This window comes from Phenylobacterium sp., from assembly GCF_031412415.1.
GTDB lineage: Bacteria > Pseudomonadota > Alphaproteobacteria > Caulobacterales > Caulobacteraceae > Phenylobacterium.
Genome location: NZ_JANOCX010000429.1, coordinates 1 through 11,954, shown reverse-complemented (window position 1 = coordinate 11,954; position 11,954 = coordinate 1). Strand labels below are relative to the sequence as shown.

Genomic DNA, 11,954 nt, shown 5'->3' with positions numbered 1-11,954 from the left:
GGATTCATGGCGTGTTCGCGGCTCCCGACAGGAAGGTGGTCACCGCGCGCGCCTCGGCGTCCGGCGTCCTGACGACGAAGGTCGCCGGGAGGTTGGGTTGGCTGAGCGCCTGAGGCGGGAGCGTCACGAACACCCGCAGGGCGCGGACCTCATTGGCCGGCGCCACGACGCTGAGGGTCGTGCCCCTGGCGATGGCGGCGGGGGTCTTGATCAGGGCGCCGTACGGGCCTTCGAAGACCACTGTCACGGTCTCGTCCTCGAACCCGCGATTGACGATCTTGAGCGTGTAGCCGTTGCGCACCGCCCCGTCGTGCAGGCGGACAAACACGGGATTGCGGTCGCGTAGCACGTGGAGGTCAAGGGTGGTCCGGTGGCTGAGGCCCCAAATCATGGCGGCCGACACGGCGGCCAGCGCAACGCCATAGAACGCTGTCCTAGGCCGCAACAGCCGGTAGATCGCCGGGCGGCCCGCGGCGCGCGCTTCGACCGCGGCGTCGGTGTCGAAGGCGATCAGGCCCGTCGGTCGGCCGACCTTGAGCATGATCTCGTCGCAGGCGTCGATGCAGAGGCCGCAATTGATGCACTCGAGCTGCGGCCCGTTGCGGATGTCGATCCCCATGGGGCAGGCGGTGACGCACTGGCTGCAATCCACGCAGTCGCCGCGTCCCGTCCAGTCGGCGCCCTTCTTGTGCGTGCCGCGCGGTTCGCCGCGGTCGTAGCGATAGGTGACCTGCAGCGAATGCTCGTCGAGCATCGCCCCCTGAATGCGCGGCCAGGGGCACATGTAGATGCAGACCTGCTCGCGCATGAACCCAGCGAAGACATAGGTCGTGAACGTCAGCAGGGCGCAGAAGATGTAGCCGGTGAGCGGTCCCTGCCCGACCCAGAAGGTCCGGATCAGGGTCGGTGCGTCATGGAAGTAGAAGATCCAGGCGCCGCCGGTGCCGAAGGCGATCCCCAGCCAGACCGCGTGCTTGCCGGTCTTTCGCCACACCTTGTTTAGCGACCAAGGCGCCGCGTCCAGCCGCATCCGCGCGTTGCGGTCGCCCTCGAACAGCCGCTCCACATGGATGAACAGATCGGTCCAGACCGTCTGTGGGCACGAGTATCCGCACCACAGGCGTCCGAAGAGGGCGTTGCTCAGGAACAGCCCCAGGGCGGCGAGCACCAGCAGGCCAGTCAGGAAATAGACCTCCTGCGGCCAGAGCTGGATCCAGAAGAAGTAGAATCGACGGCCGGCGAAGTCGACGAGTACGGCCTGGTCAGGGAGCGTTCCAGGCCGCTCCCAGCGGATCCAAGGCGTGATGTAATAGATGGCGAGCGTGGCGATCAGCAGCGCCCACTTGATCGCGCGCCAACGCCCGTGGACCAGCTTCGGATAGATCGGCGTCCGCGGCTTGTAGAGCCCGGTGACATAGGCCGGGCCCCGTGCCTTGGCCGCCGCAGATACCGGCGGTGTCCTGGTGGCGGCAGGTCCCGTCCGATCGATCACCACGGTCATCGCCGGACTATCGCCCTCCGGCGTTGGCGTGGATGTAGACGGCGAGCGCCTTGAGCGTCTCGGGATCGAAACGGTCCTTCCAGGCGGGCATGACGCCGCCCTGGCCGTTCCAGATCTGGTCGTGGATCGCCTGGCGGCCGGAGCCGTACAGCCACTCCTGGTCGGTCAGGTTGGGCGCGCCCTGCTTCTGGTCTCCCAGCCCCTTCACGCCGTGGCATGAGACGCACTGGGCCACATAGACCGGAGCGGCGCGGCGCACGGCGGCGAGGTCAGCCGGTCGATGCGAGAGCGCCACGACGAATTCGGTCAGGTCGTCCACCTGGGCGGGGGTCAGCATCTGATCGCGACCGAAGGCTGGCATCTGGGAGAACCGGGCGTCCGGCGCGCCCGATCGGACGCCGACCTGGATGGTCCGGTGGATGTCGGCGAGCTCGCCGCCCCACAGCCAGACATCGTCACGCAGGTTGGCGTAGCCCTTGGTCCCGACCCCGCCGGTCCCGTGACAGGTGGCGCAGTTGTCGCCGAACACCGACTGGCCGACGGCCTGGGCGTAGGCCTGAAGGTCGGGATCGCGCTCGATCTCTTCCAGCGAGGCCGTCTTGAGACGCGCGCCCTGGGCGCCGCGTACGGCGTCGAGGGAGGCGAGTTCGCCGACCAGCGCCTGGCGGTCGGACTGGCCCAGCACGCCCTTCGTGTAGACGTTGATCCCCGGCCAGGCCGGCATCAACACCCAATAGACGATGGAGACGGCGATGGAGGCGTAGAACACCCACAGCCACCAGCGCGGCAGCGGATTATCCAGTTCGCGGATGCCGTCCCACTCGTGACCCGTGGTCTCGACACCCGTGACCTCGTCGGGCTCACGCTTCGACATCTGGATTCTCATGATCTTGCAGGGGGAGGTGCGCCAGACGCCGGAAGGCCTCGCGGTTCTTGGGCCAGAGCGCGTAGAGGACCCCCGCGGCGAAGATGGCGCCGAAGTAGATCAGCCCGCCCTGCTGGGCGAATTGCGACACGGTTTCGTAGGTGAGGCCGCTCATCGCAGATTCTCCGCGGCCTCGGCCTGGTAGGTCTTGAAGTCGACCAAGGTCCCCAGCATCTGGAGGTAGGCCACCAGGGCGTCCATCTCGCTGACCTGCTCGGGATTGCCGTCGAAGTCGCGCTGCTGGGCCTTGTCGCCGTAGCGGAGGCGGAACTTGCTGGACGCCGCGAAGGGGTCGGCCTGGGTCTCGAGGTCCGCCTTGGCGCTGTCGATCATCTCCTGGGTGTAGGGGACGCCGACCTTGTTCATGGCGCGGATCTTGGCCTGGATGTCGCGGTAGTCGAGGGCTTTGTCCGCCAGGAAGGCGTAGGGCGGCATCACCGATTCCGGCACCACCGAGCGCGGATCGATCAAGTGGTCGCGGTGCCAGGCGTCGGAGTACTTAGCCCCTACGCGCGCCAGGTCGGGGCCGGTGCGCTTCGACCCCCACTGGAACGGATGGTCGTACATGCTCTCGGCGGCGAGGCTGTAGTGGCCGTAGCGCTCCACCTCGTCGCGCAGGGGGCGGATCATCTGCGAGTGGCAGAGGTAGCAACCTTCCCGGACATAGATGTCGCGGCCTTCAAGCTCGAGCGGGGTGTAGGGCCGCACGCCTTCCACCTTCTCGATGGTGCTCTCCAAGTAGAAGAGCGGGGCGATCTCGACCATGCCGCCGATGGAGACGACGATCAGGATGCCGAGGACGAGCGGCAGAGAGTTCCGTTCAAGCTTGCCGTGATGTTTCCACATGGTTGGGGTCCCCTACTCGGCCGCGACAAGCGCGGGGGCGGGACCGGCGGACTGGGCGACGGGCGCCCGGCTCGGCATGCGGATCGTACGCCACAGGTTGTAAGACATGATCAGCGCGCCGGAGAGGTACATGAGACCTCCCAGGGCGCGGATGACGTTCTCGATGTGCTTGGCCGAGACGGTCTCGACGAACGAGTTGGCGAGGAAGCCCTGGGGCGTGTACTCGCGCCACATCAGGCCTTCCATGATGCCGGAGACCCACATCGCGCAGATGTAGAGGACGATCCCCAGCGTCGCGATCCAGAAGTGCCATTCGGCGAGTGCGTTGGAGTAGAGCCCGTCCTTCTTCCACAGCCAGGGGACCATGCAGTAGATCGCCCCGAACGAGATGAAGCCGACCCAGCCCAAGGCGCCTGAGTGCACGTGGCCGATGGTCCAATCCGTGTAGTGGCTGAGCGCGTTGACCTCGCGGATCGCCATCAGCGGGCCTTCGAACGTCGACATGCCGTAGAAGGCGATGGCGACCGCCATCATCCGCAGCACCGGGTCGGTGCGCAGCCTGTCCCAGGCGCCCGAGAGCGTCATCAGGCCGTTGATCATCCCGCCCCAGGACGGCATCCACAGCATGATCGAGAAGGTCATGCCCAGGGTCTGGGCCCACTGCGGCAGGGCCGTGTAGTGCAGGTGGTGCGGGCCCGCCCAGATGTAGATGAAGATCAGCGACCAGAAGTGGACGATAGACAGGCGGTAGGAATAGACCGGCCGCTCCGCGCGCTTGGGCACGAAGTAGTACATCATCCCCAGGAAGCCGGCGGTGAGGAAGAAGCCGACGGCGTTGTGGCCGTACCACCATTGGATCAGGGCGTCCTGGACGCCGGCGAACAGCGAATAGCTGTGGCTGTTCAGCAGCCCGATCGGCATGGCCAGGTTGTTGACCACGTGCAGCAGCGCGACGGTGACGATGAAGGCCAGGTAAAACCAGTTGGCCACATAGATGTGTGGCTCCTTGCGCTTCCAGAGCGTGCCCAGGAAGACCAGCAGGTAGGCGACCCACACAATGGTCAGCCAGATGTCCACGTACCACTCGGGCTCGGCGTACTCGCGGCTCTGGGTGATGCCGGCCAGGTAGCCGGTCGCCGCCAGCACGATGAAGAGCTGATAGCCCCAGAAGACGAACCAGGGCCACGCGCCGCCCGCCAGGCGCGCCCGACTGGTGCGCTGCACCACATAGAAGGACGTCGTGATAAGGGCGTTGCCGCCAAAGGCGAAGATGACCGCGGACGTGTGCAGCGGCCTCAGGCGGCCGAAGTTCAGCCAGCCGTGCTCAGGGAAGTAGAAGACGTTGGGCCAGGATAACTGGGCGGCGATCACGACACCCGCCAGCAAGCCTGCGATGGCCCAAAACATGGTGGCGATGACGCCGGCGCGGACCACGCCATCGGCGTATTGATCCTGGGGCGATCGGAACCGGCCCGACGACAGCCCGACCGTCATGAGGCTCAGCGCGCCCACGAAGGCGGCGACGAAGATCCAGCCATGGAAACGAAACAGCCGGTCGTCGGAGAACGCGGTCGCCATCAGCGCGCCGAAGGCCAGCAGGCCCGTCAGCGCGTAGAGCAGGACGGCGTCAAGAGGCGCCTCGTCCGTTTGTGCCGGTTGTGTGGTCATGTTCCCCGCGAGTCGCTGCGACGCCTAGCGGTCAGTCTCACTCCGGCGGCTCGCTGGCTTTGATTTCAGTCAAGGCGGGATCGCACCGGGTCCAGCGACCATGAGGCCAGTATAAGGGGCCTCCATGCGAGCCGCAGCGAACGCCATTGCCGATGCCTCGAGGCCCGCCGCCGGCGTTTGCTTGATCGGTTCGGCGATCAGCCTCGATATGGCCTGGCTTCATGGACGGTCAGTCGAGGCGCTGGGCGTCATCTGCGGCCAGCCGCCCGAGACCCATTGCGGCTGGTGCTATCTCGCCCCTGCCCTGCTGATCAGCGCTCTCCTGATTTCCCGGGCGGGTCGCGTCAGCCGTGATCGTTTGCGGCCAGGCGCCTGATCCCTTCCGCCAAATCCGGAGAGTTACGATGGACAAGCGCATTTCGATGATCGCTGCGGCGGTCGCCCTCTCGATCTCAACCGGCTCTGCGCAGGCCCAACGCCCAAGGGCCGAGGACGCAGTGCGCGACGCACGCGCGCCAACCCCCGCCGACAACGCAATTGACGCGGCGAGCGCCGCCGCCTTGGCTGCGGCGCGAGCCGTGGACAAGGCCGAGACCGCCCTGCGCGATCTCTCCAGGGAGAGCAGCGACGCATCGAGGCTGGCCGCCAGTGAGACCGAGACCGCGGCCATCGTCGCATCCCAGCGGGCGAAAGCCGCCTTCGCCCAGGCGGGCGCCGAAACCCAGATCGCGATGGATCGCTCGGTCGCCGCGGCCCGCCACGCCGCACGGGAGGCCGCCAACGCAGCGAGGAGCGCCCAAGCGGCCGATCAAGCCACGACCGCCGAGACCCTGCGCGCGGCGCGGGACGCGGCCAAGCTGGCCGCGGTCGCCGCAAGCAAGGCGCTGGAGTCGATCAAGGCGTCCGCTCATCGGGCGGCCGGCGGTTCGCCGAACTGATTGAAGCCTCCCCAGTCTGGGGAAATGTGCGCCGTCACAGGCGGTCGTCATGTGGTGTTAGGTTCACAAACCCCGTGCTGGTCCGCCAACCCAGCGCGGGCCCCGATCGAAACTCCGCCGTCTACCCGTGCGAGTCTGCCGCAAGATGCGCCCAGTTCTCGAAGCCACGGCGTTCCTCGGCGCGGCCACTTCGGCGATCCTTGAGCTGTTGTCAGGACGCCTGCCGAGCTTCTCCACAGGCGGGATCTCTTGCCCGCCGGAGCCTGAACCCCCGCTGATGGTCGACCGCCTTCCAATCGGGGGCACGACTAGCGCCGATCAGCCCCGAGTTGACCAGGCGAGCCACGCCGCGACCCCGATCAGGCCGCCAGCGAAGACAAACCTCATCGACCGCTCATAGACGCCACCCTTGGGCGGGCTTAGGACGGCCGAGCCCGCCAGGGCGACGATGCCGAGGTGGACGACCAGGCTCACGGCCAGATGGATGGCGCCGAGGACCAGGATCTGGGGCGTCGTTCCACCTGCGTCCGGCGTGGTGAAACCCGGCAACAGGGCGAGATAGAAGACCGCGGCCTTGGGGTTGAGGACGTTGGCGAGAAACCCGCGCACAGCAAACCGACCATAGTGCGGTCGCTCATCGGTCAGGGTCGGCGCAGCGCTCGGCGAGCCGCGCCAAGCATCTAGCGCGAGCCACAGCAGATAGCCGACGCCAGCCACCCGAAGGGCGTCGAACAGCCACGGCGCCCGCGCGGCGATCTCGGCCAGGCCGACGACGGTCGCGAACAGGTAGAGCGCGAGGCCCAGGGTCACCCCGACCACGGTGGCCAGGCCTGCGACGCGACCGTGTCGCGCCGCCACCAGGCCAAGATAGGCCATGTTTGGCCCGGGGGTGAGCTCGACAAGCCCGACCGCCAAGAGGAACGGGACGAAGCGGCCGGCCTCAAAGAGGGCGTTCAGGATGGTCTCAGTCAGACGGCTGGCTGCGCCAAAACGCCAGGCCGATCAGGGCGATGGCGGCGGTGGCGATGGCGACGGCGGTCGCCGGATGCTGTCGCGCCTGGGTCACAGCCTGGTCAGTCAGGTCGCGGGACTGCCGGCGGGCCTCCACGGCGAAGTCGTGGGCGGTGTGCTGGAGCTTGGTGGAAACGCGGGTGAAGTTGTCCCGTGCCTCCTCACTGATGGCCTCACCGGCCTTCTTCAGTTCGCGACCGATGTCATCGAGGGCGTCATCGAGATCGTGGGCTATCCTCTTGGCGACGGACTTGCTCATGGTGTGTCTCTTCATTGCTCCGGGATTTCAGGAGGCCAGGACCGGCGCCTCGGCGCCTTGATCGCTGTCAACGGGTCTCCAATATCGCGCGCAGGCGACTCGCCGTGCGCCAGGAACACGTCGCCCCACGGGTGTCGGAGCGTGGGCCTAGACGATAAGGAGCTGGGGACCTCGCCCGTCCCTCCGCCGGCCGCGGCGCTTCCCCAGCGTGGGATCGTTGGTCGACGTGATCTTCGTCAAAGACACAACAGGCGAAGACGCCAGAGTCAGGCGCGGTCTCTCGGATCGGCCCGCCAGGAGCCGCGCCCCCCGTCGGACCGCAGAAGTAGAACCGCCGTGAAGGGCTTTGTGGATGACATCGAAGACCTAACCGTTGAGAACGCCGCGTTCCGCCGGGTGATCTACACCGGCAAACATCTGCAATTGGTGCTGATGGCGCTGAAGTCGGGAGAAGAGATCAGCTCCGAAACCCACATCGATCACGACCAGTTCTTCCGGGTTAAGAAGGGTAAAGGGGAGGTCTGTATTGACGGTGAACGAACCAAGATAAGCGCGATGACGCGGTCGTCGTACCGGCCGGCGGGTGATCGCAGACCTAAGCACCTTGTCGCCGGTTGAGTTCTGGTCGGCGGTGGAGACGAGGGGGTGGTGATCGACGGACTTCGCGATGACCCCTTCCGGAGTCTGGCGAGCGCCCTGCGCCGGGCGGGCGGGTTCGGGAAGAAGGCGGCGCCCTTCAGCGAGTTCGCCTGGGCCGACTTCCTGCGCAGCCGGATCCAAATCGAGGTGGTCATCGCCGATTTCGCAGGCGCGCTGGAGCAAGCCCTGATCCTGGCCGGGACGCCGGCTGCGGCCGGGTTGCCAGGGTGACGGCCCTCGCCCGCCATGGCGCCGGAGATGAACTTCCCCGCTTCGCAGGCCTCCGACGCCGGCCGGTGACCCGGCGGCCTGTCGGGACCGGCGTGACTAGCCGCCGCGATCGGGCCCCTGCTCGGAGACCTGATCAGCCGGACGGAAGGGGCGCAGCAGCGGCCAGACCGTGGCGCACGGTCGGCCACCGGCCAATGAGCAAGGATACTCGGACGATGGACACTGACCGCCGCTTCCGCCGGCGTCGCGAGGCGCACATCGAAGGTCCAATTCAGCTGCGGATCCGTGAGGTCGGGCAGATCTTTCACTCGCTGGACCCCCTTCCCTTTCGCGAGCGCGACCTCGACGCGGGCGTCGAGGAATACATTCTCGGTTGGGCGGGGGAGCTGGCGGCCGACCATGAAATCTCGATCCTGATCCATCTACCGGCCGCCGAAGCTCGGGGGACCGAGGCGACGCACATCGAAGAAGCGATGCGCAACTACTTCGCCTACCGTTCGCAGGTCATCGGCTGGGATCTCCGCGACCTCTTTCGAAACGGCCGAGCCTCGCTCGTGATCGGCCTGATCGTTCTCGCCGCCTGCATCGTCCTCGGACGTGGCCTGAGCGGTGTCCTGGGGACGGGTTACATCGGACGCTTCTTCGACGAGGGTCTGATCATCCTCGGGTGGGTCGCCAACTGGCGGCCGGTGGAGATCTTCCTCTACGATTGGTGGCCCATCGTCCGCAGGCGCCGGCTCTACGGCAGGCTTTCCGTCGCCCGCGTGAGCATTCAGTCCCAGGACCCTCCGCCGGAAATGAAAGGAGGCTTAGGTCTTGACTGAACCGGACCCGACCGGCGCCCGGCGATGACAGCGATTTCGATATCCTGGCGATCTCCAGAGGCGCAGCCGGCGGGCCTGCGCGGTCGCCGCGAAGGCTTGGCGCCTTTAGGAAGGTTTCGGCTCAGAACGCCGCGCCACCCCAGTGAACGGCGGCCGCGGCGGCGGTCGCGGCCAACAGGGTGCCAGCGCCGTACGTTCCTCCGAATCGCCGGCCGCCGATGAGGGTGGCGATCGCTGTCTTCGACGCGCTGTCGACGGCCGCCGCCAACAGCACGGCGTAGACGCCGAGATCAAGGGACAGTCCCTCCTCCGTCGTCATGCGGGCGACGGCGAGCGTCACGGCGTCGACATCGGCGAGACCCGCCAGCGCGGCGACCGGTAGCAGACCGCCTGCGCCGTACAGCGCAGACAGAATTCGAGCGGCGGCCATGACCGCTCCCAGCACCAGGGCGAACTTCAGGACGACGGCGAGGTCGAATGGGCTTTTCATCGGCGAGGCGCCGGTGCTCGCCGAAGGGCGGATGAGGGCGCCGCCCAGGCCAAGAAGACTTGAGAGCGCAGCGAAGACGCCAAGGGGCAACACGAGGCGTTGAAACAGGGCCGGTGCAAGGACCGCCGTGACGACGCCCAGCCTCACGGCCATGACCGCTCCGGCCAGCAGCGCAGCAGCGGCGTGCATCACGCTCTGATCCGGCGCCTGCCTGTTGAGCCGCGCCAAATGAAGTGTCGTCGCCGTCGATGAGACCACCGCACCGGCCAAGCTGGCGAGGACCAGACCGCGCGACGGACCAAATGTCTTGATGGCCCCATAGGCCACGAACGACACCCCGGCCATGGCGATGGTCAGAAGCCAGAGTTCATAGGGATTAACGCTGTCGAAGGGACCAAAGCCCCGGTTCGGAAGCAACGGCAGGGCGACCAGGGTCATCGCCAGAAGGATCAAGGCGCTGCGCAGTTCCGGCCAAGTCAGCCGCTCGAGCCAACTGTGGAGCAGTCCCTTGAAGGCCAGAAGGCCTGTGGCGACGACGGCGGTCGCCGCGGCGATACGCCCGTCGCCGATCACCGCAAGAGCGCCGAGCGCGAAGACGAGGAGCGCCGCGACGATCGCCGTCACCGAATAGTCACCGTCCTCCTCCTGCTCGCGATGCTTGAAGAGAATGAAGGCCGCGGCGAACGGTAGGCCGAGGGCGGCGAAGGCCCAGCCCCCAAGCGACTGACCCAAGAGGGCGGCGACACCGCCCAGCAAGCCGGTCAGGGCATATGTCCGAATTCCCGCGGTGCGCCGGCCATCAGCGACATCGCGCGCGCGCCATCCCCGTTCGACGCCCACCAGGAAGCCGATGGCGAGGGCCAGACCCAAGCGGTTGAACAGCTCCAGCGGCATGCGCTACGACCTATGCGAGCGTCGCCTGACGGACGACATACATTCATCGCTCGGCTCGACGGCGATGGTCTTGAGCCATGTCAAGCGGCGCGGCGGCATCGCCAGGTCGCGAAGAACCGTCGCATTGGCCGCACCTGCGCCCGCGGCGAGACGAGACGATCCGGGCACTCGGTCTTGCTGCAGATCTCGTCGAGGGTGACTACCCAGCCTTCGACACAGCCACCGACGGCTCGCCGCCGGACTGGTCCGTTAGGGGCAGCACCAATCGTACGGAGACTCCCGGCGAACCCGCGATGAAGCTCAACGTGATGTTCTCCTGGCGCGCCAGGCCGCGCATCAGGCGGACGCCGAAGCTCTTTGCGGCCGTGGCGAGCGCTCCCGCCAACCCGCCGAGGCCGTGATCGACCACCTCGATGACTAGGTCGCCCGTTTCCACCGGCGCGGAGCGAACGGTGATGTCTCCTGCTTGATCTGCAGGGTAGGCATATTTCAAAGCATTTATAATGGCCTCGGTGACGATCTGCCCGACCGCCGAGTTCACGCCAGGTGTCACGAAATAGGACCCCCTGATGTCATCCACGACCCGATGAACGGCTCCATCGTCACCCCCGAAGGTCGCGCAGACATCATGCAAGATCAGCGCTACGTCGACGGGCTCCCGGGAGGTTGGGCGCTCTGTTAGTTGCCTGTTGAGGCTCGCCAATGCCTGCGCCCGGGCCTCGACGGCGGCGAAGGCAAGTTGAAGGTCTTGAACATGGTCGGGGTGCTTCCGAAACTCCTCAAGCGACAAATGGATATAGCTCGCGAGGAGCGTGAATTGATTGGCCGTGCGGTGGTTGACCTCGGCCAGGAGGGGGCATTGGGCGGCGCAGAGCGGAAACGCTGTTGCCGGTTGCACGGCAGCCGATAGGTCCGGCGGGGGCATGATGTCATTTCCGGCAGGAGATTTCTCGCCGACGCGGCACTGCGGTGGAGCGTGAGCCTCGTCGCCCCGACGAGGCGAACACCGAGCGTATCCTCGGTTTGCACGCCAGCGGCGCCTTGATCGAAATCAAGAAGGGTCGCGTGGACGCGTATCAAGCGGCGCCACCGCAAGCCTACGAGCAGAGGGCGGGTCGGACCGCTGCTGAGGGCGCCTGACTCGGCCTAGCGACGACGAACCGGCATGGTCGCGCGCGGGTCGACCGGCGTTTGTTCTTCATCAAGTCCAGTCGAGCGTCGCCGCGCTACTCAGCGCTACAAGCACGCGCCCTCGCCGGTCAGTTCTGAACCTAGCGAGAGTGCTATGGGTGGGACTCCGGCGTTGACGACCCATCTCGACCAAGCCCTGGCTGAAGAGTTCGCAGATCAGGTGGAGCCATCCGCGTCCGTCGAGCTGCCAATTTGCGGTCGATCAATATTGGCCGGATCGCCCGGTTTCATAAGCCCAGTCGCCCGAGGCTCAACTAGCCAGTGTCAGAGTATCGTGACATTTGTTATGAGCAAGATGCCGTAGTGAAATCAATCGGGACGCTTTTTCGCCGGCCGTGCAGACTTCGCGTTCGAAACCTTTTCCAGGCGAAATTGAAAGTTCATGCGTACGGAATCTAATTGTCATATTGTGCAGTCACTGCTGCACGCGAGGCTGAAATAGGTCCCGTCACGCGCTGGACCGGGTGACGGCTCGCCCGTCGGCCGATCACGGCTTGGCCGGCAGGAGATTTCTCGCCGACGCGGCACTGCGGTGGA

Annotated in this window: 13 protein-coding genes; 4 read left to right on the top strand and 9 right to left on the bottom strand. The window is 66.4% G+C overall.

Going from position 1 to position 11,954, the window contains the following annotated elements:
• Positions 1-4: 4 nt before the first annotated feature.
• From ccoG to ccoN, 5 genes are read right to left on the bottom strand one after another with little or no spacing between them, the layout of a single operon-like run.
• Positions 5-1,501: a cytochrome c oxidase accessory protein CcoG gene (ccoG, locus tag RMO04_RS19930; protein WP_309646512.1), complete on the bottom strand. Its 1,497-nt coding sequence runs from the start codon at positions 1,499-1,501 to the stop codon at positions 5-7.
• A 7-nt stretch (positions 1,502-1,508) separates the two neighbouring features.
• Complete coding sequence (gene ccoP / locus RMO04_RS19925) at positions 1,509-2,375, bottom strand: cytochrome-c oxidase, cbb3-type subunit III (protein WP_309646511.1); 867 nt, start codon at positions 2,373-2,375, stop codon at positions 1,509-1,511.
• A complete protein-coding gene (locus RMO04_RS19920) occupies positions 2,362-2,541 on the bottom strand; it encodes a cbb3-type cytochrome c oxidase subunit 3 (RefSeq protein ID WP_309646510.1) in 180 nt (59 codons plus the stop codon). The genes ccoP and RMO04_RS19920 overlap by 14 nt, the downstream gene beginning before the upstream one ends.
• Complete coding sequence (gene ccoO, locus RMO04_RS19915) at positions 2,538-3,272, bottom strand: cytochrome-c oxidase, cbb3-type subunit II (RefSeq protein WP_309646509.1); 735 nt, start codon at positions 3,270-3,272, stop codon at positions 2,538-2,540. Before ccoO ends, RMO04_RS19920 begins: the two co-directional genes overlap by 4 nt.
• A gap of 12 nt (positions 3,273-3,284) precedes the next feature.
• The gene (gene ccoN / locus RMO04_RS19910; RefSeq protein ID WP_309646513.1) at positions 3,285-4,766 is read right to left on the bottom strand and encodes a cytochrome-c oxidase, cbb3-type subunit I; all 1,482 of its coding nucleotides are present in this window, start codon (positions 4,764-4,766) and stop codon (positions 3,285-3,287) included.
• Positions 4,767-5,344: 578 nt separating this feature from the next.
• Between ccoN and RMO04_RS19905 the strand changes: the two genes are divergently transcribed.
• The gene (locus tag RMO04_RS19905; RefSeq protein ID WP_309646508.1) at positions 5,345-5,878 is read left to right on the top strand and encodes a hypothetical protein; all 534 of its coding nucleotides are present in this window, start codon (positions 5,345-5,347) and stop codon (positions 5,876-5,878) included.
• Positions 5,879-6,196: 318 nt separating this feature from the next.
• Here RMO04_RS19905 and RMO04_RS19900 read toward each other — a convergent pair whose 3' ends face one another.
• Both RMO04_RS19900 and RMO04_RS19895 read right to left on the bottom strand, forming a co-directional pair.
• Positions 6,197-6,793: a LysE family translocator gene (locus RMO04_RS19900; RefSeq protein ID WP_309646507.1), complete on the bottom strand. Its 597-nt coding sequence runs from the start codon at positions 6,791-6,793 to the stop codon at positions 6,197-6,199.
• A gap of 49 nt (positions 6,794-6,842) precedes the next feature.
• Positions 6,843-7,148 (bottom strand): hypothetical protein, encoded by a 306-nt coding sequence (locus RMO04_RS19895; RefSeq protein ID WP_309646506.1) that lies wholly within the window; start codon positions 7,146-7,148, stop codon positions 6,843-6,845.
• Between the two features lie 336 nt (positions 7,149-7,484).
• On the opposite strand from RMO04_RS19895, the gene RMO04_RS19890 reads away from it, so the two are divergent.
• The 3 genes from RMO04_RS19890 (at position 7,485) to RMO04_RS19880 (ending at position 8,842) form a co-directional block, all read left to right on the top strand.
• The gene (locus RMO04_RS19890) at positions 7,485-7,766 is read left to right on the top strand and encodes a cupin domain-containing protein (RefSeq protein ID WP_309646505.1); all 282 of its coding nucleotides are present in this window, start codon (positions 7,485-7,487) and stop codon (positions 7,764-7,766) included.
• A gap of 30 nt (positions 7,767-7,796) precedes the next feature.
• Positions 7,797-8,018, top strand: coding sequence for a ParB-like protein (locus RMO04_RS19885; protein ID WP_309646504.1), 222 nt, complete (start codon positions 7,797-7,799; stop codon positions 8,016-8,018).
• Between the two features lie 215 nt (positions 8,019-8,233).
• Positions 8,234-8,842, top strand: a complete 609-nt coding sequence (locus RMO04_RS19880) for a hypothetical protein (protein WP_309646503.1) — start codon at positions 8,234-8,236, stop codon at positions 8,840-8,842.
• 121 nt (positions 8,843-8,963) lie between these two features.
• Here RMO04_RS19880 and RMO04_RS19875 read toward each other — a convergent pair whose 3' ends face one another.
• Both RMO04_RS19875 and RMO04_RS19870 read right to left on the bottom strand, forming a co-directional pair.
• Positions 8,964-10,226, bottom strand: a complete 1,263-nt coding sequence (locus RMO04_RS19875; RefSeq protein ID WP_309646502.1) for a DUF4010 domain-containing protein — start codon at positions 10,224-10,226, stop codon at positions 8,964-8,966.
• A gap of 199 nt (positions 10,227-10,425) precedes the next feature.
• Positions 10,426-11,151, bottom strand: a complete 726-nt coding sequence (locus RMO04_RS19870; RefSeq protein ID WP_309646501.1) for a sensor histidine kinase — start codon at positions 11,149-11,151, stop codon at positions 10,426-10,428.
• Positions 11,152-11,954 lie beyond the last annotated feature (803 nt).